The sequence below is a fragment of the Paenibacillus polysaccharolyticus genome (assembly GCF_900102085.1).
Taxonomy (GTDB): domain Bacteria; phylum Bacillota; class Bacilli; order Paenibacillales; family Paenibacillaceae; genus Paenibacillus; species Paenibacillus polysaccharolyticus.
Map to the genome: position 1 here is coordinate 39,886 of NZ_FMVM01000008.1, position 23,240 is coordinate 63,125.

Sequence of the window (23,240 nt, forward strand, 5' to 3'; positions counted from 1 at the left end):
GAGAGGAGGAGAAGTGAGATGAGCAAAGCTGGAAGAAAACCTAAGATTGGCACCGAACGAATGACCTTTCTGGATTACATGATATTCGCCGTTTTATTGGTACTTGCACTGATGATTCTGATTCCGTTCTGGAATGTCATTATGATCTCGTTTGCAACCCAAAAAGAGTATGCTGAAAATCCGTTCCTGATGTTCCCGAAAGAGTTCACGCTTGATTCATATAAAGCACTGTTCGCTGACGGTAGAATCCTGTCGGGTTACAAAAATACATTGATCTTGCTGGTGATTGGTTTACCGCTGAGCTTGTTCCTGACAACAAGCATGGCTTACGGCCTGAGCCGCGGCAATTTCCCATTTAAAAAGTTTCTCTTTTTCCTGGTACTGTTCACCATGATCTTTAACGGGGGGATCGTTCCTCTGTATCTGATTATGAAATCACTACAACTAACAGGTACATTATGGTCTGTTATTCTGGCAGGAAGCTTCAGTGCCTTTAACATGATTCTGATGATGAACTATTTCTACACACTGCCTGAATCCCTTATGGAATCTGCACGACTCGATGGTGCAGGAGAGTGGAGAATTTTATTCTCCGTCGTTCTTCCGCTGGCAACGCCAATTATGGCAACCATTACACTCTTCTACGGGGTAGCCTACTGGAACAGTTGGTATGACGCGATGATCTTCCTGCGAAAAGCGGACCAGTTACCGCTGCAAAACGTGCTAAGGAACATCATTGTAACTGCCACAACGAATGCCTCCAATGCATCCAGTGTGGACGCAGTAAAACTGAGCAGCTTCTCTATGGGTATGAAGATGGCTGCAGTATTTATCACGATGGTACCAATTATGTGTTTCTTCCCAATGTTGCAAAAGCACTTTGCCAAAGGGGTATTAACAGGGGCTATCAAGACCTGATATACACATAGGATTTCAATGCACAAGAAATTCGACTAAAAACATGGGGGTAAAAGCATGAAAACGGGTAAAAAGTTGTCAGTCAAATCGTTATTTGCGATCACACTCTGTCTCATGATGTTGGTAGTGTCGGCTTGTTCCAACAGCAGCAAAGGCTCAGATGGTGGCAACGAAAAGGATGCGGAAGGGAATTACAAAGATAACCTGACCATTTCCGTAGCGAATCTGACCGAAGTGAAAACCGGAAATATGGACAATGAGTTCCATAAGTTCTGGGAAGACAAGTTTAACATCAAATGGGATTACAACTATATTGACTGGGATTCATGGGGTGAGAAGCTTCGCCTGTGGATTAACTCTGGTGACCTGCCGGATGTAGCCGTATGGAATTATGTACACGGTGATGCCATCAACAACATTGATCAAGGCTTGTTCTACAAGTTCCCGGATGATTGGAAAGAAAGATGGCCTAACGTTGCCGCGGCTTACAAGCTGACAGGACTTGGCGACAAGTTGGAAGAATTGACAGGCGGTACGTATGTACTTCCTAGACCTATTTATTTCGAAAACAAACCCGCTGATCCGCTGACCAACCAAATTGGTGTTATCGCTCTTCGTAAAGACTGGGCAAAAGCCGTTGGGTTTGAACTGAAAGATGCGTACACAACTTCCGAATTGAATCAGTTCGCTGAACTGGTGAAAGAAAAGGACCCAGGTAAGGTGGGTAATAAACTGGTGCCATTGTCTTACAATGCTGCCGATGCAATGACAAACATGATCATGCCGAATAGTGTTCATGCGATGACAGACGTTCCTTTCTACAAAGGTGAAGATGGTAAGTTCCATTGGGGCCCTGCAGATCAGGAAACACTGACAGGTTTGAAATTGATGCAAAAAGCGTACAAGGATGGGTTGCTTAACCCAGAGTTCTACACTTGGAAAAACAATGAAGGACAAAACAACTTCAAAGTAACAGGTACTGCGGCTGTAACCAGTCTTGGTGGACTTGCTTCTTATAGACAAGGTCTGGATTCTGATATGAGAAAGAACCTTGGCGTTAACAGTGATGATCTCGTTCACACAGCGATCGTTCTTGGTGATGACGGTAAATACCGCAATATGGAGCAAGCGAACTTCTGGTCTGCTCTGATTTTCAACCCGAACATCAGTGATGAGAAATTCGAACGCATCATGGACTTGATCGATTACTCTGCAACCAAAGAAGGACAATTGCTGATCAACATGGGCTTCGAAGGCAAGGACTGGAAATACGATGACAACAAAGAGTTGGTGAACTTGCTACCAGAGGGAACGGTACTCGAAGACAAGTACCCTGCACGTTTTGAAGGACTTTATCTTCTTGGCGATGACTTCAGTGTAGTAAACCCTGCAATCAAAAAAGATTATCGTGATAGAGCAGTAGAATTGTTCCAGGAGAAAGCAAAACTTGGTACTGAAAGTAAATCACTTGCACCATACGATTGGGATGTTAACCTGTATGATTCCAAAGCGAAAAGCCAAGCATCTTTCGATTATCAAAACGAATATGCGAACTTGATCCTCAAAGGCGGAGACTTGGAAGCTAACTGGAAAGAGTGGGTTAACAGCAAAATGTCTCTGGTTCAGCCTTATCTGGACGAATTGAACGAAAAGTTCAAATAAACGTAATGAAATGAAGAACATCAAGGGGATGACAGGAGCGTTCTGTCTCTCCGTCCGATTGAACCCGGTGCGCGGTCTCTCCCCGAACGCAGCCGGGTTCTTTCTTTCAATTAAAAGGTAGTGGAGGATGGTTACGTGAATAATCAGCAGTTGATGGATTTAGTGAATCAGATGACGCTGGATGAGAAAGTGGCACAGCTGTTACAGCTGACTGCCAACTTCTATGAAGGAACAGATACGCAGGGCCAGATTACAGGGCCGATGGAAGAGATGGGCATTACAGAGCAATCCGTGAGAGCGAGCGGCTCCATTCTTGGCTTATCCGGTGCACAAGCGATTATGGATGTACAAAAGGCTTATATGGAAAAAAGCCGTCTCGGCATCCCGTTATTATTCATGGCAGACGTGGTGCATGGTTATAAAACGATCTTCCCGATCCCGCTGGCTATTGGCTGTTCATGGGATCTGGAACTTGCGGAGAAGAGTGCCGAGATTGCGGCGCGTGAATCCGCAGTATCCGGTTTGCATGTCACTTTTGCACCGATGGTCGATCTGGTTCGTGATCCGCGCTGGGGGCGTGTGATGGAAACAACGGGTGAAGACCCGTACCTAAATAGTTTATTTGCTGCTGCTTTTGTACGTGGTTATCAGGGTGATAACCTGACGGATGAGCTGGATCGTCTTGCAGCCTGTGTAAAACACTTTGCTGCGTATGGTGCAGCGGAGGGTGGGCGTGATTACAATACGGTAGATATGTCAGAGCGTCAGCTCCGTGAATATTATCTGCCAGCATATAAGGCGGCACTGGATGCTGGTGTGGAGATGGTCATGACTTCATTCAATACCGTTGATGGTATTCCAGCCAGCGGGAATGAGAAGTTAATGCGTAATATTTTGCGCGAAGAATGGGGCTTTGATGGCGTGCTGATCTCGGACTGGGCTTCCATTCGTGAGATGATTGCCCATGGTGCGGCCGAGGATGACCGAGAGGCGGCATATCGTGCGATTCGTGCGGGTGTCGATATGGAGATGATGACGCCATGTTACGTCAACCATTTGCCTGAACTGGTTCAAAAGGGTGAAGTGCAAGAGCGCCTTGTTGATGAAGCGGTTTTGCGCATTTTGCAGCTCAAAGAAAAGCTGGGTTTGTTCGATAACCCGTTCCGAGCTGCTGATCCGGAGCGTGAGCGCGAGATCGTTTTCTCCAAGGAACATCGTGAGGTATCACGAGAACTTGCTGCGAAGTCTGCGGTGCTGCTCAAAAATGACGGACAGACCCTTCCGCTACAACCTGATGCGAGAGTTGCATTAATTGGACCTTTCGCTCAAAGCGAAGACATCCTCGGCTGGTGGTCTTGTGAAGGTGTCAAATCGGATGCGGTGAAGCTGGGAACAGCGTTGCAAGAGCGTCTCCCACAAGGTAAGGTTCTCTTGGCTCAGGGCAGTGATGTGCATACCATCACGGATGAGCAGATTGCCGTAGCACTGGAAGCAGCAAGTCAGTCTGATATCATCGTGCTTGCACTGGGTGAAGATTCCGAGATGAGTGGAGAAGGCGGCTCGCGGACAGATATTCGTTTGCCAGCAGCACAGTTACAATTGGTACAGGCACTCAAAGCATCAGACAAACCGATCGTCAGTGTCATTTTCAATGGACGTCCACTTGATCTGAATGGAGTTGTCGGCGAATCAGATGCTGTACTTGAAGCCTGGTTCCCGGGAAGCGAAGGGGGGACAGCGATTGCGGATATTCTCACAGGAGCAGTGAATCCGTCTGCACGACTTACGATGTCCTTCCCGCAATCGGTTGGACAAGTCCCGGTATATTACAACCATTTCAATACAGGGCGCCCAATCAACCCGGATAATACCGAGAATCGTTATGTTTCCCAATATATTGACAGTCCGAATGAACCGTTGTTCCCGTTTGGATACGGTCTTTCCTATACGACATTTGCTTATGGAGAGGTTGAAGTGTCGGGACAGGAGATGACTGCAAATGATTCTCTGACGGTTCAGGTGCGTGTAACCAATACAGGGGATCATGCTGGTGTAGAGACTGTGCAACTATACGTTCGGGATGTAAGCGGAGAAGTGGTGCGTCCGATGCGTGAGTTGAAAGATTATGTGAAGCTATCCCTTGCACCGGGAGAAACGGGTACGGCTAAGTTTACATTAAATGAAGAACAATTGCGTTATCATCATGCTGATCTCAGCTATCGCAGTGATCGTGGAGAGTTTCGTGTGATGGTTGGACCAAATAGCAGAGAAACACAGAGCCATACATTCAGACTTGTCTGAATCGTTTTATGCTGTAACGAGACGTCTGTTACTTCTTATTTTAAGTTCAGGTCTTTCATTAGGAAAGGCCTGATCAACATAACAGAGGAGCGAAGAATATGGTCAGTATCAAGGATATCGCCAAAAAGGCGGGAGTTTCCATCTCGACCGTATCGTACGCGCTGAATGGAAGCAATAAAGTCACCGATGAGACCCGTTCTAAAATTTTGGTTATCGCCAAAGAGCTGAACTATGTTCCCAACGCGGCTGCCAGAACCTTGAAAAAGAGAGAGTCACGGATTCTAGGTGTTTTTCTCACGGATTTCAGCGGTGATGTATACGGAGACTTGTTAACGGGTATGAAGGCGATATGTAATGCCCAGGGGTATGATCTTATTGTATGTAGCGGTAAACAGTCTCATCGGATGTTGCCGGAGCGAATGATTGACGGGGCGATTATTCTCGATCATACGTTTTCAAGTGAGGAACTTATGCAGTATGCGGATCGAGGACATAAAATTGTAGTGCTTGACCGTGAGTTGAAACATCCTAATATTAATCAGGTACTGCTCGATAACAAGGCTGGGGCCACACTGGCGATGGAATATTTGATTGAACACGGGCACAAAAAGATCTACGTGGTTACAGGTCCAGAAGGTTCGTTTGACTCTGTACAAAGGTTGAAGGCTGTAAGACAGGTTACGGAGCGTCAGGCGGATGTGGAATGGATTGAAATCGTGGGAGATTTCGAGAAAAGCGGTGGGGAACGAGCCGCAGATCACATTATACAGACATATAACGGACCGGCTGCTGTCTTTTGTCTTAATGATGAGATGGCTATCGGTTTATGTGATCGTCTTGCAGATAGTGAACTGGAGATTGGCAAACAGATTGATGTCATTGGCTTCGATCATATTGAACTTAGCAACTACGTGCAACCCAAACTGGCAAGTATCGATTATTCCAAACGAAAGTGGGGGGCACTTGCAGCTGAACAATTAATTAAAATTATAGCTGGAGAACCTGTGGATCACGAGCGCATATATGTCACCTTAGTGGAAGGGGAATCCGTAACCGGGCCTAATTCGGTAGAAGTCAGGTTGCCCATGCCCAATGCAAACGAACGTGCAGTCAGCTATTAAACAAGTTTTTCGTGTCACCGCCGAGAGTTTGTTAGGTGAATTCAATTGTTATAGCAAGAGACAAGCTTTGGAGGGAGAGAACATCCTTTTAAAACTTGTCTTTTGCTGTATGCAGAAACATGAAAAAAGCCTCTCCGAAGAGAGGCTTGGCCCTACAGTTACAGGCCTTTTGTTTTGTCTTGGTTGTAGGATGAAGTGAGGATGCCTGTAATAAATAGCGTTAATACAACTGCGATAATCCAGAATGTCAGTGAAAACGACATACACTTCGCACCTCCTGCACAAGCTCATTTACTTCTATTATAACCATATTCGTTAGAAAAGGAATGCCCTGTCCCATCATTTGTAAAATAAAAAGTGGGTAGGAACAGGTCTCAGATTGCCATCCGAAGGGTTATTGATGACTCGATTATTCAGAATTAGCGATGAGGAGCCACCGCCATCGAGATTATAAGCGTCCACCACGCCAAGTTTAAGAAGCCGACCTTGCATCTCTTCGAGGGTAGCACCTGAGCTTCCGCTCTCGTTATAACCATCGACAACCATAATCAGTAATTGATCATCTTTGTAGTTACCAATGACGGTTCGTGGAGCACGCTTCGGTGACACCTTCCATTTGTCCGGAATAATCGTTTTCTGTCCATTTTTCATCAGGATAGGTACAAATGTCGCTCCAAATTGCGGGTGTAGGCGATCCAGGGAGCTTTTATCGAAAAACTTCCCTCCTACCAGTTTACCATCATCGTTTAGCCCGACAAAGAACAGGTCTTTGAAGCTAGCCTGAAAACCGTTGATATACTTCCCATCCATGACGGTAGTGCTGAGGGGGTAACGCTTGCCGCCGCTGTCAGCAAATCCGCCAGCATTAATCCCGGCAATCGCTCCGCTCCGTTTCACGGCCTGCATTGTCGTTTCTGATCGCCCTAGCTCACTATTTAAGGCCATCTTCATCGCATTGTGATCTTTCAGCTTGATCTTCATGGCATATCCCTTGTAGCTGCCTGGGTTTACCCGATACAGTTCAATGGTGATCCGATCACTGTCTACACGATCAAAAGGAACGCCAAGTTTGGACGTAATGCGCTTATTGTAGATTGTTTCCGGGCGAGCGGCTTGAACTTTAGCCTTTTGTACAATGGTAGACATCGTACTGGTCGTTTTATTGTAAAGCAGGGTCGTTCTTTTAATAGAAGAAGAAGTTTGAACAGCAGCCTCTTTTGCTCCCGCAAGTTCCTTACTGATTGTTTGGGTCTGAGAGGTTACCTGATCTTCTGGCAAGCTTGTAGGCATGATAGATCCTACTTCTAATTCAGGACGAAATAGCAACAAACATATGATCAATCCTATAAAAGGAGCGAGTGCAAGCATAAAAACACGATTAACCTGTTTCACGGGTGTAATCATTTGAGCAAGTCCATCTTTTTCTGGAGAGCTTCCAGTTGTTTCTTCACTTCGCTCAATTGCGTATACAATTTGTTGCTGTTGTCTGTTTTGTTGCTTGCATTGTCCTTGGTGAACGTAAGCAGTTCATTGAAGGACTGAACCTGTCCTTGCAATGCTGCAACTTCTGAAGAGATCGTTGTTAGTTGCTTTTCGTAATCGTTTTTCAATGCGTCAATCTGATGCTCAGTATGGACCTGAAGCTGGTTGATCATCTGTTGCTGGAGGTGATTACTATAATAGTAGGTTCCAGTGACTCCTAGTGCAATGAGAACGATCCACATGACCAGAAACCATTTAACGGATGATCTGATCTTGCCTTTGGCGCTCCGGGTGTGATGGATGTCAGAAGACGGGTCGGATGGTTTCATAACATCACTCCTGGTTCTATATATTAGATTAAAAAATTTCAATCCTCATTCTATCATGGTGCTATTGATTACGCAAAAATGAAATTCTTTAAATAATAGATCAAAAAGAGATTGCATCGGAAGGAAGTCCTAGGATACAATTTCTTATAGATGCAATAAGTAGGAACTTTGGGCAGGTTTTTCGACTTTTTTAGATAGAAATGCAGGAATTTTATACTAGGTTTTGATCATTTCATGCATGGAATGGGGCCCATCTTGCCTTTTCTACAGTAGAATACAGTCAGAAAACAGAGTTTTTGAGCGCTGAGTCCTGTATTTTCCTTTTATTCGACATAATCCGACCTTAGCTTCATCTATACTCGGACTGTCGCATAAAGGATATAGATGGAAAACAGAAGTCAATTGTCCAATACATAACAGGGGGAACCACAATGAAAAAAGTATGGCAGGTGGTCATCGTAGATATCCACCCCACCAGCATGCTGGGAACAAAATTAATCTTGGAAGAGCAACAGGATCTGACGGTACGTGGTATGACTTCGACCGGAACGGAGGGTCTTGAACTGGTGAGTGCGCACAAGCCTGATTTGATTCTCATGGATTATCGTTTGCCAGAAGGGCAGGCAGATCAGTACATCGCTCAAATCAAAGGGCTATCGAATGAGACACATATTATTATTCTGACAGATGAAGATAACGTAAAGTTGTTTCGTTACCTGATGAGCCTGGGTGCAAGCGGTATGTTATCCAAACAGGCTTCGCCGAGCCAATTGATTCATCTAATCTCCGGACTAAGAGAAGGCTACGTTTCAATACCCATGTCTTGGTTAAACAGTGAGGATTGGGGGCAACCTGCCGATTCACAGTCTGAAGAAGGTATAATTGAACTAACCGAGACAGAAACTTTTATTATGGAAAGAATTGTTCAAGGGGTAACCTATGATAAAATAGCGAGTGAGATCAATGTGAGCAGGCGCTCGATAGACAATTACTTGCGTAAAATCTATGTGAAGCTGGAAGTGAGCAGCAGAGCACAGGCCATCGAACGTTATGCCTTGCATGCAAGACAATCCAAGACGGTGTCTTAATTATTGTCTTCGCTGGTCCTAGCTGGTCATAATAAAATTGCTCCTAGAGGTCAAAGTCAGATTGCCTCACTTCATGAGATAATTCAGGTATTCGTTCAGTTATATTTGGTGCCCGTTCGGAATAGGTTGTAGGGCGGCTGCGAGAACAGTTTCGGAATAGGGATGAAGGGGGATCTATCCATGAAATATTTCTTTGCTTCCCGTACCAACAGGCTTTTGTCTTCACCACTGAGGGATATACGTGAGATGTCTGGCAAGGAGTATTTCATTTCTCTCGCTGAAGAATTGCCCGCGGAGGAACTGTTTCCTTTTAAACTTTTGGAGGAAGCGGCGTTGTCCGTATTTAGTTCAGGACCTTCTGCATTGCAGTATGGTGAGCCAGGTGGATATGCTCCATTAAGAGAATGGTTGAATAATGATTGGAATAAGCGCAAGGGTATCCGGACTGTCTCCAATCAGATTTTGCTGACTACAGGCACCCAACAGGCAATCGATCTCGTGATGCGTCTGTTACTGGAGCCGGGAGACTCTGTACTTGTTGAACATCCGACTTCTCCCGGTTGTCTTGAAGTACTCGAAATGCAAGGAGCCACAATTGTACCTGTTATGGGAGATCAGGATGGAATTTTACCAGATTTATTGGAACAGCACATGCAGCAGGTGAGACCGAAGCTGCTTTTTGCTGCACCCAGCTTTTCCAATCCCACGGGGATTTTGTGGAGCCTGGAACGACGAGAAGCTGTTCTTGATCTGTGTGCGCGTTACGGTGTGTTGCTTGTTGAGGATGATTCCTATGGTGAGTTGCATTTTGACGGCTTGGAGCCAGCTACCTTCTATCGCAAGTATCCTTCACTCTTCGCATTGGACACTGCAGATCAAGGTGGACATGTCCTCTACATCGGGTCCTTCAGCAAAACAGTTGCACCTGCACTCCGCACAGGGTGGGCTGCGGGACATCCATCACTGATTCAGGCAATGGCCTCCGTCAAACGAATTGCGGATGGACAATCCAGTCCAATGAATCAGCGACTACTGTACCAATTGCTCGCCCAGTCACCTTTTCGATGGAGCGATCACTTATCCATGCTGAACAGGGAATATAAAACAAGACTTAAATTAATGCTTGAGTTGTTGAAGAGACCTGGCTGGAAAGGATGCAGCTATAACATTCCTCAGGGTGGAATGTATCTATGGGTGCGATTGCCGGAAGGACTGAACAGTGAAGCACTGCTTAAGGCAGCTTTATTGAAGGGTGTATCTTTTCTACCTGGAACGTTATGCTCCACAGGAACACTTGATCAACAATATATTCGGTTAAACTTCAGCCGTCCCGGCCGGGATGAGTTGTTGCTTGGCATGAATTTGATTAACGAAGCTATCTCAGAATTTACCGCTCGTAGCTAAAGGTAGAGCGATTTCATCCAAAGAATTTCAGATTAGTTTACAAATCATCTAGATTACCTTATTGCATCCACTAACATTTTTATATATAATATGAATTAATGAGTGATCGGCTTCTTTAATACGATGCAACAACCGTTGCGAGTTCGGGGGACACACTCATACATTTTAATCATTGGGGGAAATTTTAACATGTCTAACGTTCTTTTTATTAAAGCTAATGACCGTCCTGCGGATCAAGCAGTTAGTGTTCAATTGTACGATGCATTCCTGAGCGCATACAAAGAGTCCCATCCAGGTGATACCATCACTGAGCTGGACCTCTACAATACAGATCTTCCTTACTACGGCAACACTGTAATCACTGGTGGTTACAAAGCAGCTAACGGTATCGAAGCAACTCCAGAAGAGCAAAAAGCAGCAACACTGGCTGCGCAATTGCAAGATCAATTCCTTGCAGCTGATAAAGTGGTATTTGCATTCCCACTGTGGAACTTCACTGTTCCAGCACCACTGGTTAACTACATCTCTTACCTGAGCCAAGCAGGCAAAATGTTCAAATACACTGCTGAAGGCCCAGTAGGTCTTGTAGGCGACAAAAAAGTAGCATTGCTTAACGCACGTGGTAGCGTATATTCCGTAGAGCCTATGGCATCTGCTGAAATGTCTGTTCGTTATGTAACGAACGTACTTGGCTTCTGGGGCATCCAAAACCCTGAGGTTGTTGTTGTAGAAGGTCACAATGCTTCTCCTGATCGTTCCCAAGAGATCGTGGAAGCTGGCTTGAAATTGGCTAAAGAAGTAGCAGCAAGCTTCTAATCCAATTCCATATGGAAAACGCCCGTCGTCTCCGGAAGGAGATAACGGGCGTTTTTTTGTATGTTTTTGGCGAGCTTATCGTTCATTGTATCGTTCAGTTCAGTTCTTGGTTGGGTTCAGGAGATATCGTTCGGTGACTTCGGCAACCTGAACAGGATCTTCCTGTGCCCAATCTTCGGATGAAGTCGAGTTTACATTGAATGTGTTCAATTGATCATGCTTAGTCCATGCGTCTATTTCCCCGGCCGTCAGTCCCTGGTCTTGCATCATAAGTGCATGTTCCGTTAATGCCTCCACACCTTTAACGGTGAGCATATATTTTCCACGGGAAATACGTTCAAACCAGCTGTAATAGTTTTTCTGCAAAATGGCTGCCGCTGAGCCTACACCTGTCTGACGGGCAAGTGCCGCAGGTGAAGATTCACCACTGGACCTTAGCGCGGCGGCGACACGTATAGCCTTTTCCCGATAAGCCGTCATCAGCTGGCGGCCTGTACTTCCCCCTGTATTATAGTCTCCGCTTCGTTCATCGAATTCCTTCAGCAGGCGCTGGCGACGTATCCCGCTCTTGCGAGCTACCGGGAGGGATCGCACAGTACCTGATATCACCGTGGGTTCGCATAATACATCAATTAGAGGTGCTTTGGTTTTGTAAAAAGTGACGGTTAACAGCCCCAGGCCGAGCTGCCTGCACAGTGCTGTTAGCTCACTCCAGCGCTGATTGACCGCTCCGCGTTTACTTCGGTTACGCTCCACAGCCAGATATACGAGTGGGCTGATTTTCAGGCGTTGCAAACCTTGCAATAGCAAAGACAGGTTAAACGTTTTTTTCATCTCCACAATAAGGGGGTCCGTCTGATCTGCCTTCATGCCGACCAGGTCACAGTGCTTAACCTCTGCTTTGATATCAAAGCCGCGCTGTTCAAAAAAAGTTTTGACAGGGGAATACAGCTCCGTTTCATATTGTATAGCCATGCTCTTTACTCCTCTCCCGAAGTGCTCTGCCTGCCTTCGCCGCATTGTCCGGTTTCCATCATTAGAACCTTCATTATAGCATATTCATGCTTTTTTTTCTGAGGCCACAAGATGTCTGATAGAACAGCACATACGTAAAATTCAGGGTCAAGGTTTGAAAAAAAGAGGTCAACTTATCCAAGTTGCCGCATAGGTATGTAATACACTTTTCACATCCATACAAGACCATTGTAACAAAGGAAGCGGGACTAAGCCGGACCGCAGAAGGGTATTCAAGCAGGAGCTGCAATTCTATTGATTTCTTCATACCATTCGGAATGGTTGACAATCACACTAAAGGAGCCATGGGAGGTACCAAGCATGAATATTTTTGAACGCGTTGCGGAATATCGGGCAGAGAGTGACCGTTTGTCTTGGAACGGAACATTTGAAGATTATATTGCATTGCTGAGAGAGGACCCGACTCCGGCAATGACGGCTCACGCACGAGTGTATCAGATGATTGAATCGTTTGGGGTAGAAGAGGTCGGGGGACACAAGCGTTACAAATTTTTCGAGCAGGAAATCTTCGGGCTGGATCGTTCGATTGAAAAACTGGTGGAAGAGTATTTTCATTCGGCTGCACGCCGCTTGGATGTACGTAAACGGATTTTGCTTCTGATGGGACCGGTCAGTGGGGGGAAATCTACGTTGGTGACCCTGCTAAAAAGGGGATTGGAGCAATTTTCGCGTACGGAAAAAGGGGCTGTTTACGCCATTGAGGGATGCCCGATGCATGAGGAGCCGCTACATCTTATTCCGCTGGAGCTTCGGCCCGATGTAGAGAAAGAGATCGGTGTGCGCATCGAGGGCAATCTGTGCCCTTCCTGCCAGATGAGACTTCGCACCGAATTTGGTGGGGACATCAGCAAGGTTCCGGTGGAACGGGTCATCATCTCTGAAGATAACCGGGTGGGCATTGGTACATTCAGTCCATCAGACCCGAAATCTCAGGATATTGCTGACCTTACAGGCAGCATCGACTTCTCCACGATTACCGAATTTGGATCGGAATCCGATCCGCGGGCGTATCGTTTTGACGGGGAACTGAATAAGGCTAACCGTGGTTTGATGGAGTTCCAGGAGATGCTGAAATGTGACGAAAAATTTCTGTGGAACCTGTTATCCCTGACGCAGGAAGGGAATTTTAAAGCAGGCCGGTTCGCCCTAATCAGTGCAGATGAGATGATTGTGGCACATACGAACGAATCGGAGTATAAGTCTTTTATTTCAAACAAGAAAAACGAGGCTTTGCAGTCACGGATGATTGTGATGCCGATCCCGTATAACCTGAAGGTGTCGGAAGAAGAGAAAATTTACGCCAAGCTGATTCAGCAAAGTGATATGAAACATGTGCACATTGCACCGCATGCGCTGCGTACAGCGGCGATCTTTTCCATACTTACACGATTGAAGGAAACGAAGAAACAAGGCATGGATCTGGTGAAAAAAATGCGGATGTACGATGGCGAAGAGGTTGAAGGGTATAAAGAAGCCGATCTGCGAGAAATGCAAAACGAATATTTGGACGAGGGCATGTCCGGTATCGATCCGCGGTACGTGATTAACCGGATATCCAGTGCTTTGATTAAGCAAAACCTTCAGTGCATTAACGCGCTGGATATCCTGCGTGCCATTAAGGATGGACTGGATCAACATGCTTCGATCACCAAGGAAGAACGTGAGCGGTATTTGAACTTTATTGCTCTGGCACGTAAAGAGTATGATGAACTTGCGAAGAAAGAAGTGCAGAAAGCATTTGTGTATTCGTTCGAAGAGTCAGCCAAAACGTTGTTTGAAAATTATCTGGATAACATTGAAGCGTTCTGCAACTGGTCTAAAATACGTGATCCGCTGACAGATGAGGAGATGGACCCGGATGAGCGGCTGATGCGTTCCATTGAGGAGCAGATTGGGATCTCCGAGAATGCGAAGAAAGCGTTCAGGGAAGAGATTCTGATCCGGATCTCGGCATACTCCCGTAAGGAACGCAAATTTGAATACAGTAGTCATGATCGTCTGCGGGAAGCGATTGAGAAAAAGCTGTTCGCTGATCTCAAGGATATCGTCAAGATTACGACTTCTACGAAAACACCGGATGCCACACAATTGAAGCGCATGAATGAGGTCATCAAACGTCTCATCGAAGAGCACGGATACACAGCTGCAAGTGCAAATGAATTGCTAAGATACGTAGGAAGTTTGCTTAACCGTTAACCTGTAGCACCATTCCGAATTAGGTCCTGAAGATTTGTTGTGAGGCTCCTTCGCAACAGATTCAGGGCCTTTTTATATTGAATTAAATCATTATTCATCAATAATTTACAATTTAATATAATCAATCCCACATTAAATAGTTCTTAGGGTGTATGTGTGTTTAGGTAGTTTAGTCTATAATCAATTAAAATTGTTTTAATTTTTGATTGAAAAGTGGATAAGGAGTTGATCCGATCGGATATGAGTAGCATTTCGGCAGAAAGGCAAAAACAACTGGATTATGTGGGGTTAACTGCACAAGATTTAAGACTACTTGCTGATCATCGGCCTGTCTTCGAAAAAGTTGTTGAAGATGTGGTGGATCACTTCTATAAACATGTGGGGAAGTACCCAGAATTAACGGAGCTGATCGCCCGATTTTCCAATATTGAACGATTGAAGGAAACACAACGGATGTATTGGTTATCCATGACAGACGGCATTGTGGACGATGCTTATATTGAACAGCGGATCACCATTGGATTAGTTCATTCGCGTATCGGACTGACAACGAACTATTATCTCGGTGCTTACATGGCCTATCTGGATATCGCTACCACCATATTTAAACAGCTTATCCCCGATTCGTGGCACTACGTCATACATGCACTAAGCAAAATGTTCAATCTGGATTCACAGCTTGTTCTGGAAGCCTATGAAAAAAAAGAAAAAGAGCAGCTTCACCAGCTCGCTTCGGATCAGGATGGTACACTGCAAGCGATCACACAAATTACGCAGGAACTTACTGGTATGATTACGGAATTAAATGAAAATGCGTTATCCATCTCCGCTGTAGCGAAGGAAACCGTTGTGTCTCAAGATCAGGCCAATGTTCTGTTGAAGGAATTAACCGGCGAGATGCAACAGATCGAAAAAATGGGTGAACTTATCCGGGAGATTTCCGATCAAAGTCACCTTGTCGGCTTGAACGCTGCAATTGAAGCGGCACACGCCGGAGAGTTCGGACGCGGATTCGAAGTGGTGGCAAGTGAAGTACGTAAGCTGGCAACAAGCTCTAGAGACGCGCAAAGCAAAATCCAATCCAATCTGGATCAGATTATGGAGATCTTGGAGAGAGTGCAACATGAGTCTGATCGTACGTCGAGTGGGGCGCAAAGTCAGGCCTTACGTTCATCGGAGCTTGCCGTTTTTGCCACAGCGATGGAGAAGCTTGCAACGGATTTGAGGAAACTGTAGGAGTAACGTGAACCTTGGTGCACCAGGAACCTTCCATACCGTTTCCGGTTGTAATAAGCTATAATGGGTAGACAAACCTGCTGTTGTTATAGAAATATAGCCGGAGACAGGCGATTTAAAAAGAGGTCGAGGTGATTAGATGGCTTCTATCCATGATGTGGCCAAAGAAGCGGGAGTATCTGTTGCAACCGTTTCCAAAGTATTGAACGACTATCCGGACGTTAGTGAAAAAACACGTAAAAAAGTGAATATAGCTATCGAACTATTAAAATATCAACCCAATGTAGTCGCTCGTGGACTGGTTAAACGTCGTTCATGGACAGTGGGGGTACTGCTTACCGTTCCGTTTACGAATCCGTTTGTATCCGAGTTACTTGAAGGGATCAAAACAGCCTTGGAAAATAGCGGTTATGATCTTGTTCGATTATCAACTCGATTTGATGACCCTACATATTCTTTCATCAAGCACTGCCGTAGCCGAAATGTGGATGGCGTTGTTGTTTTCGGGGAAGGACGGGAAAACAAAAGCATTCAAGAACTGGTCACGGCAGAGATTCCAACCATGTTCATAGATACCGATCTGTTTGGCAAACGTGCAGGTTACATTACGACAGATAATGTTAATGGTGTTGCTATGGCAGTGAAGCATCTGTATGAACTTGGGCATCGCAAGATTGCCTACATCTCAGGTACACTGGGACCTGCTGTTGCTAACCTTCGTTTAGACGGGTACAAGGAAGGGCTTCGTTTATGCGGTATTCCTTATGCGACGATCTATCTGGAAGTCTGTGACTATTCATTTGATGGCGGTGCCAAGGCAGTTCGGCGTTTGCTGGCTCTTAGGGAACAACCTACAGGCATTATCTGTGCCTCGGATATGTCTGCTTTTGGCGCGATTCATGAGATTGAAAAACATGGTTTCAGTGTGCCGGAGGATATTTCAGTGGTCGGATTCGACAATACGTATTATGCTGAGGTGTTTAAGCCAGGATTAACAACGGTGAATCAGAATATCTACACCATAGGTATTCGAGCGATTGAATATCTGATTGCGATGATTGAAAATCCAACCTATACACCTCCTGTCGTGACGGAACCATCGAATTTAATTGTTCGTCAGACGACAGCGCCAGTCAATGAAGTGTATCCGGAACTACCCGCACAGCCATAGGCTGTGCGTTTTTGTTACCGAATGATACGTTAATAATGAAGTGTGAATGGTATGAGCGGCGATCATAAGTATAAAAAGAGGGGGATGGACACTAAATTTCCATATTTACAGTAAAAGGCATAATGACATAAATTTGATAATGTAACCGCTTACTTAAAAAGTTAAGCAGGTCCCAAGGGCGTAATCAGGCTCACTTGAGGAGGTTAAGAACCGTGCATTGAAGTTCCTGATTCCATCCGTGCGACGTAATATGTTGCCAGTTAACAGACCAGCAGAGGAAATCGATGCATGCAGAAGTGTGTTGTGAAATGCCCGATGTTTGACCGCGTTACAGGATGGATGACGAAATTCACAAGGAGGAATTGAAGTGCGGGGAAAATGGTTGAGGTTATGCTTGGCAGCAACTCTGATCTTTAGTTTACTGCCAGGGATCGGAGCAGGAGAACAGAAGGCAAGCGCAGCAAATGCAGGTGACATTTTGTTGTCTCATTCGTTCGAGGATGGCACGACCCAAGGCTGGACAGCCCGGGGTGGAGTAACGGTTGGCCTGACTGGAGATCAAGCTTACCAAGGTACACGTTCTCTGAAAACAACAGGTCGCACAGAGGCCTGGAATGGACCTTCATTGTCATTGTCGGATGTGGTAGACAAGAATGCTGTCGTTGAAATATCTGGTTACGTGAAACTGGTTGCAGGTTCAGCACCGGCTAATCTGAAATTCACCGTGGAACGCCGTGATGGCAACGGGGATGCGCAATATGATCAGGTTAACGCAGCCGAGCAAGTAACCGATCAGAAATGGGTGAAGCTGCAAGGGCAATATAGTTATGAACAAGGCAGTGGCCTGCAACTGTATCTGGAGAGCACGGATGCAACAGCGGCTTATTTGTTAGACGAATTCCAGATTCGTCTTGTTAAACCTGCTTCAGAGAATCCGGGTGAGCCGGGAGAACCTGGAGAACCGGGCAAAGCTTTGTTTAACGCTAATTTTGAAGATGGGAATATCGGAAAATGGAAGCCTCGTGGTACTGAAAAGCTGGAGGTAGTCAGCGGCATCGGACACAATAGTAACCGCAGTTTGAAAACCTCCTCCCGAACGGAAACTTATCATGGACCGTTGGTAGAGGTGTTGCCTTACTTGCAAAAGGGAAGTACAGTTCATGTCTCCTTCTGGGCGATGTATGATGAAGGGCCTGCAACCCAGGTAATCAACGGCTCATTGGAGAAGGAATTTAATGGTGATGCAGCTAAGCTGGAATATGCAACCTTCGCTTCCACTACACTGAATAAAGGCCAATGGAAGAAGATCGAAGCAGATGTCATCGTTCCGGCAGAAAGCACGGGTGTAAGCGGATTGCGGATGTATGCCGAGACACCGTGGAAGCAGTCTTCTGAAGTGACGGAGACAGACACGATTCCGTTCTACATTGATGATGTTCAGATTACAGCGACGGAAGCGATCGCAATTGAGAAGGATATCCCGGATTTGGCCAAAACGCTGGGGACATCTTATGCTCTTGGCGCAGCGATTGACCAAACGGCTCTAGATCCACAAGATCCGCACTCGGATCTGCTTAAGAAACATTTTAAAAGTATTACTGCAGGCAACTTCATGAAAATGGATGCCATGCAGCCGACGGAGGGTAATTTTGTCTGGTCTGAAGCAGATCGGTTGGTTAACTTTGCTGCAGCGAACAATATGGAGGTCAGAGGCCATACGCTACTATGGCACAGTCAAGTACCGGACTGGTTCTTTACCGATCCTAATGATCCATCGAAACCAGCTACACGTGAGCAACTTCTGAAGCGTATGAAAACACATATCCAAACGATTGTGAGCCGTTACAAAGGTAAAGTGCATACGTGGGATGTTGTTAATGAAGTCATCTCGGACGGCGGCGGTCTGCGTGATCAGGCGAGCAATTCGAAATGGCGGGATATCATTGGCGATGTAGACGGTGACGGAGATGACAGTGACTACATTGAACTGGCTTTCCGTTATGCACGCGAGGCTGATCCTAACGCGGTACTGGTGATCAATGATTACGGTATCGAAGGCAGTGTTAGCAAAATGAACGACATGGTCAAACTGGTGGAGAAACTGCTGGCTAAAGGTACACCGATTGATGCTATCGGCTTTCAAATGCATGTGTCGATGTACGGACCGGATGTAAAACAAATTCGTGAAGCGTTCAACCGGGCGGTTGCTTTGGGGGTTCACATTCAAGTAACGGAACTGGATATGTCGATCTATTCGGGGAACTCGGAGCAGGAGAAACCTGTGACCGATGAGATGATGCTGGAGCAGGCTTATCGTTACCGTGCGCTCTTTGATCTGTTCAAGGAGTTTGATGATCGTGGTGTTATGGACAGTGTGACGTTATGGGGACTTGCTGATGACGGCACATGGCTGGATGATTTCCCTGTCAAAGGCAGAAAGGATGCGCCGCTGCTGTTTGACCGTAAGTTGAAAGCTAAACCTGCTTATTGGGCATTGGTTGACCCGGCATCCTTACCTGTATATCGAAATGAATGGACAGCCGCACAAGCCAAAGTATCCTTGCCAGACCGTAAAGGGCAGGAGGATATTCTCTGGGGAGCTGTTCAGGCCAAACCGGTTTCACATGTCATCGAAGGCACAGCAGGTACTACAGGTCAAGTGAAGACATTATGGGATGGGAAAAAACTGAACCTGCGCATTGAAGTCAAAGACGCCACACGTCAGAAAGGCGACCAGGTAGAGGTGTTTGTCAGCCCGGATGATATGGCAACCAGCAAGAAAAACACGACACCGAAAGATGGACAATACGTCTTTCATCGGGATGGCGGCAAAGGCAAAGATCAGAAGCTGTACCAAGTGAAGGAGGATAAATCGGGATATATTGTCTATGCATCCTTGCCGTTCTCCGCAGCTGATCTAGCGGAAAGCAAGGTGTTATCTCTGGATTTCCGCATTACGGATAAACAGCCTAACAATAAAACTTCCATTATTGTCTGGAATGATACCAATAATCAGCAACCGCAGAAAAAGGAAAGTCGGGGCAAGCTTAAGTTAGGCCCTGCATTAAAACAAGTCAAAGTTTCATATGGAACTCCTGTTGTTGATGGTAAGGAAGATAAGTTGTGGAAAAAAGCAGTGACCATCACAACGGATGTTAAGGTTGCCGGAAATGCCGGTGCTAAGGCCAAGGCGAAGTTGCTGTGGGATGAAAAGTATCTTTACGTACTTGCTGATGTCAAAGACCCTTTGCTCAGTAAAAAAAGTGCTAACGCACATGAACAAGATTCCATCGAGCTATTCATTGATCTGAATAAAAATCAAACGAGCAGTTATGAGGACGATGATGCCCAGTATCGAGTTAATTTCGATAATGAAACTTCGTTTGGTGGTAATGCCCGTAAAGAGCTGTTCAAATCAAGTACACGTCTGACGAAGGATGGATATGTGGTAGAGGCAGCTATTCCGCTGGAGAATGTTAACGCCAAGCAAAGCAAATGGATCGGGTTCGATCTGCAGGTGAATGATGACGGTGCTGGAGATGGAAAACGTAGCAGTGTCTTCATGTGGAGTGATCCTTCAGGCAACTCGTACCGCGATACTTCCGGATTCGGTAGTCTGTTATTGGTAAAGAAGTAGAATTACTGACCATGCTTTGGATGAGGATGTTTAATGAAGTGTAACAAATGAGTGACTAGGGTGAAATGCGCTGTGCTTCTGGAAATAAGTGTTGATTTTCAGGGCTGGGACGTTTAGACTATAAACATTCATCATTAGCGGGTTTCATTGTATGCCAATCGGTTTATGACTAAGTCGCTAGTCGCAAAGTCAAATGCTACGGAGGGAGTGCCTGTCGCCCAGGCAGCGCACTCGCTTCTTTTTTTACATTTAACATACATATGAGCATTACCCGGCTGAAAGGACAGAGTGAGTGGAGCACATACATGGCACGTACAATCTACAACTTGTTATTTTATCCTATTTCATTGCGTCGTTAGCCTCTTATGCAGCACTTGATCTTGCAGGCCGTGTATCTTTGACGAGTGGAAAGGCGCGTCACTGGTGGGTTGCTTGCGGGGCAATCTCTATGGGACTGGGTATCTGGTCGATGCACTTTGTTGGCATGATCGCTTTTGTGCTCCCTATGCACGTTTCCTATTCCATGGACAAGGTGATCTTGTCCGTTTTGTTAGCTATTATCGCGTCGGGGGTAGCATTGGAATTTGCAGGTCGCCCGTCCAACCGGATTAGCAAACTTGTGTTTGCCGGATTGTTGCTGACTGCAGGCATCACCTCTATGCATTATGTGGGCATGGCAGCGATGTCCATTCCGATTACGTACAAGCCGGGCCTTGTGGTGTTATCCGTTCTGATCGCGGCACTGGCTTCCTATGCAGCGCTGTGGCTGATGTTTTTTTTCAATCGTCCGGAATCTAAACATCATTGGGTCTATAAAATAGGCAGTGGACTCATTATGGGTTTGGCCATTACAGGCATGCACTACACCGGAATGGCAGCAGCTCAATTTCATCAAGTGCAAGTCATCCCTGAGAGTCTAAGCAGACAGGTGGAGTCGGAGGTTCTTGCTTACCTTATTGCGGCGGGAACGATTGTGGCCATTGGTCTCACGTTATTCGGTAATTTTATCAATCAACGGATGATTCAGAAAGATCAACGTATTCATGAAAATGAACAGTGGTATCATGCCCTGTACCATAATCATTCGGATGCCATCGTTTCCGTAGATCGCGAAGGTATCATTAAAGGCATTAACGCTGTAGTCACTACAATTACTGGATATCCTGAGAAGAGGGTGATTGACCGCCCGATTAACCAGATTATTGAGCAGATCAGTGTACAGTGTTCGAGTAAGGATAACGCTCACACGTGGGACAACCAGGAATTGCAACAGCGGCATTACATGGCCAAAATGAGAAATACACAAAATGAACTCCTTGATCTGAGTATTGCGGTCATTCCAGTCATCATTGATGACACCCATGTTGGGAGCCATATCTTGATTAAAGATATTACAGAAGAGACCCAGGCACAGCAAAATATTCGGCATCAGGCTCTGCATGATCCACTTACAGGGTTGCCTAACCGACGCAAGTTGGATGAAGTGCTGGCTACTACGATAAATGTCTGTGAACAACAAAAACAGCATAAGTTTGCTGTAATGGTCATGGACATAGACCGGTTTAAGATGATTAATGACTCTCTGGGGCACTCCATCGGGGATGTGTTTCTGAAAGAAGTGAGCAACCGGATTATAACCGTAATTGAAGCTTCTCATCCTCAGGCAACCTCTAATGTTACGCTAGCCCGAATGGGCGGGGATGAGTTTACCATGGTAGTCACAGGAGAACAAGCGGATGAAAAACAGGTGGTTCGACTTGCAGAGAAAATTGTGGAAGCGATTAAGCAACCTTATCGTTTGAAGGAAAATGATTTTTACGTTACAGCCAGTATCGGTATTGCCATGTACCCTGAACATGGGGTTGGAACGGATGCTTTGATTAAACATGCCGACTCCGCCATGTATGAGGTGAAGAAAAATGGCAAGAACGGTTACCAGTTCTATACGGCTCAGCTCGACTCTGAACTTTATGAACGGATTGAGCTCGAAGGTTATCTAAGGAAAGCACTGGAGCGTAATGAGATGGTGCTGTACTATCAGCCGCAGATTCGTACGCTGGACAGCCGAATGATCGGGGTAGAGGCTCTGATTCGCTGGCAACACCCGCTTAAAGGGCTGCTTGCACCCGATGTATTTATCCCTCTGGCCGAGGAGACCGGCATGATCTACGATATTGGTAACTGGACGATTCGTGAAGCCTGTAGACAGATGAAGCTGTGGCACGCTAGCGGCGGGCCACTCATCCCGGTGTCTGTGAACTTGTCCAGCCAGCAGTTTCACCAGTCCAACCTGGTGGAGCAGGTGCAGAATGCTTTAACTGAGACAGGTCTGGAAGCCAAATATCTGGAACTGGAAATCACAGAGAGCATGATGATGGATGCAGCGGTATCCACGGCGATTCTAAACGAGCTATCTGCTCTGGGTGTGAAGATCAGTCTGGACGACTTTGGCACGGGATACAGCTCACTGAGTTATCTGAAGCATTTCCCGATCCACAAACTCAAGATCGACCGTTCGTTTGTCACGGATATCACCGAAAGCCATAGCGATCAGGCGATCGTAGCCACAATTATCTCGATGGCCCAGAATCTTAAGATGGAAGTGATTGCAGAAGGGATCGAGACCAAAGGCCAGCTCGATATTTTGATGCAAAATGACTGTAGGGAGATCCAGGGTTACTACTTCAGCAGGCCACTACCCGCCAATGAAGTGGAAAATAATTTCTTTGTACCCCTGCGTTTGCTGGGGGAACGTAACACGGTGTTTCATTCCGTATAAACGGTCAAGAGGCAAGTTCCTGATTGTATTGGGAACTTGCCTCTTTTTCTGGTTTTTCATGATAT

At 45.9% G+C, this 23,240-nt stretch carries 15 protein-coding genes; 12 read left to right on the forward strand and 3 right to left on the reverse strand.

The window, feature by feature from the left end:
* Window positions 1-18 precede the first annotated feature (18 nt).
* From BLQ13_RS12420 to BLQ13_RS12435, 4 genes are all read left to right on the forward strand, one after another.
* A complete protein-coding gene (locus BLQ13_RS12420) occupies window positions 19-918 on the forward strand; it encodes a carbohydrate ABC transporter permease (protein WP_090919912.1) in 900 nt (299 codons plus the stop codon).
* A gap of 57 nt (window positions 919-975) precedes the next feature.
* Entirely contained in the window at window positions 976-2,580 is a 1,605-nt protein-coding gene (locus tag BLQ13_RS12425; RefSeq protein ID WP_090919914.1) for a type 2 periplasmic-binding domain-containing protein, read from the forward strand.
* A gap of 135 nt (window positions 2,581-2,715) precedes the next feature.
* Entirely contained in the window at window positions 2,716-4,881 is a 2,166-nt protein-coding gene (gene bglX, locus BLQ13_RS12430; protein ID WP_090919916.1) for a beta-glucosidase BglX, read from the forward strand.
* Between the two features lie 98 nt (window positions 4,882-4,979).
* Window positions 4,980-6,002: a LacI family DNA-binding transcriptional regulator gene (locus BLQ13_RS12435; protein ID WP_090919940.1), complete on the forward strand. Its 1,023-nt coding sequence runs from the start codon at window positions 4,980-4,982 to the stop codon at window positions 6,000-6,002.
* A 339-nt stretch (window positions 6,003-6,341) separates the two neighbouring features.
* Here BLQ13_RS12435 and BLQ13_RS12440 read toward each other — a convergent pair whose 3' ends face one another.
* Window positions 6,342-7,406: a phosphodiester glycosidase family protein gene (locus tag BLQ13_RS12440; RefSeq protein ID WP_090919943.1), complete on the reverse strand. Its 1,065-nt coding sequence runs from the start codon at window positions 7,404-7,406 to the stop codon at window positions 6,342-6,344.
* Complete coding sequence (locus tag BLQ13_RS12445; RefSeq protein ID WP_090919946.1) at window positions 7,403-7,813, reverse strand: hypothetical protein; 411 nt, start codon at window positions 7,811-7,813, stop codon at window positions 7,403-7,405. Before BLQ13_RS12445 ends, BLQ13_RS12440 begins: the two co-directional genes overlap by 4 nt.
* Before the next feature lie 431 nt (window positions 7,814-8,244).
* On the opposite strand from BLQ13_RS12445, the gene BLQ13_RS12450 reads away from it, so the two are divergent.
* The 3 genes from BLQ13_RS12450 to BLQ13_RS12460 all read left to right on the forward strand — a co-directional run bounded on the left by BLQ13_RS12450 (window position 8,245) and on the right by BLQ13_RS12460 (window position 11,121).
* Window positions 8,245-8,901 (forward strand): response regulator transcription factor, encoded by a 657-nt coding sequence (locus tag BLQ13_RS12450; protein ID WP_090919949.1) that lies wholly within the window; start codon window positions 8,245-8,247, stop codon window positions 8,899-8,901.
* A gap of 180 nt (window positions 8,902-9,081) precedes the next feature.
* Entirely contained in the window at window positions 9,082-10,305 is a 1,224-nt protein-coding gene (locus BLQ13_RS12455; RefSeq protein ID WP_090919952.1) for an aminotransferase-like domain-containing protein, read from the forward strand.
* A 123-nt stretch (window positions 10,306-10,428) separates the two neighbouring features.
* Window positions 10,429-11,121, forward strand: coding sequence for an FMN-dependent NADH-azoreductase (locus tag BLQ13_RS12460; protein WP_373323201.1), 693 nt, complete (start codon window positions 10,429-10,431; stop codon window positions 11,119-11,121).
* Between the two features lie 99 nt (window positions 11,122-11,220).
* Here BLQ13_RS12460 and BLQ13_RS12465 read toward each other — a convergent pair whose 3' ends face one another.
* Window positions 11,221-12,096: a DUF2161 domain-containing phosphodiesterase gene (locus BLQ13_RS12465; RefSeq protein WP_090919958.1), complete on the reverse strand. Its 876-nt coding sequence runs from the start codon at window positions 12,094-12,096 to the stop codon at window positions 11,221-11,223.
* A gap of 360 nt (window positions 12,097-12,456) precedes the next feature.
* On the opposite strand from BLQ13_RS12465, the gene BLQ13_RS12470 reads away from it, so the two are divergent.
* From BLQ13_RS12470 to BLQ13_RS12490, 5 genes are all read left to right on the forward strand, one after another.
* On the forward strand, window positions 12,457-14,352 hold the full coding sequence (locus BLQ13_RS12470) for a PrkA family serine protein kinase (protein ID WP_090919961.1): 1,896 nt from the start codon (window positions 12,457-12,459) through the stop codon (window positions 14,350-14,352).
* A gap of 240 nt (window positions 14,353-14,592) precedes the next feature.
* Window positions 14,593-15,588 (forward strand): globin-coupled sensor protein, encoded by a 996-nt coding sequence (locus tag BLQ13_RS12475; protein WP_090919964.1) that lies wholly within the window; start codon window positions 14,593-14,595, stop codon window positions 15,586-15,588.
* Between the two features lie 139 nt (window positions 15,589-15,727).
* Window positions 15,728-16,759 carry a LacI family DNA-binding transcriptional regulator gene (locus tag BLQ13_RS12480; protein ID WP_090919968.1) on the forward strand — a complete coding sequence of 344 codons (1,032 nt, stop codon included), beginning with the start codon at window positions 15,728-15,730 and terminating at the stop codon, window positions 16,757-16,759.
* 367 nt (window positions 16,760-17,126) lie between these two features.
* Window positions 17,127-20,396, forward strand: coding sequence for an endo-1,4-beta-xylanase (locus BLQ13_RS12485; RefSeq protein WP_090919971.1), 3,270 nt, complete (start codon window positions 17,127-17,129; stop codon window positions 20,394-20,396).
* 292 nt (window positions 20,397-20,688) lie between these two features.
* The gene (locus BLQ13_RS12490; RefSeq protein WP_090919975.1) at window positions 20,689-23,175 is read left to right on the forward strand and encodes a bifunctional diguanylate cyclase/phosphodiesterase; all 2,487 of its coding nucleotides are present in this window, start codon (window positions 20,689-20,691) and stop codon (window positions 23,173-23,175) included.
* Window positions 23,176-23,240 lie beyond the last annotated feature (65 nt).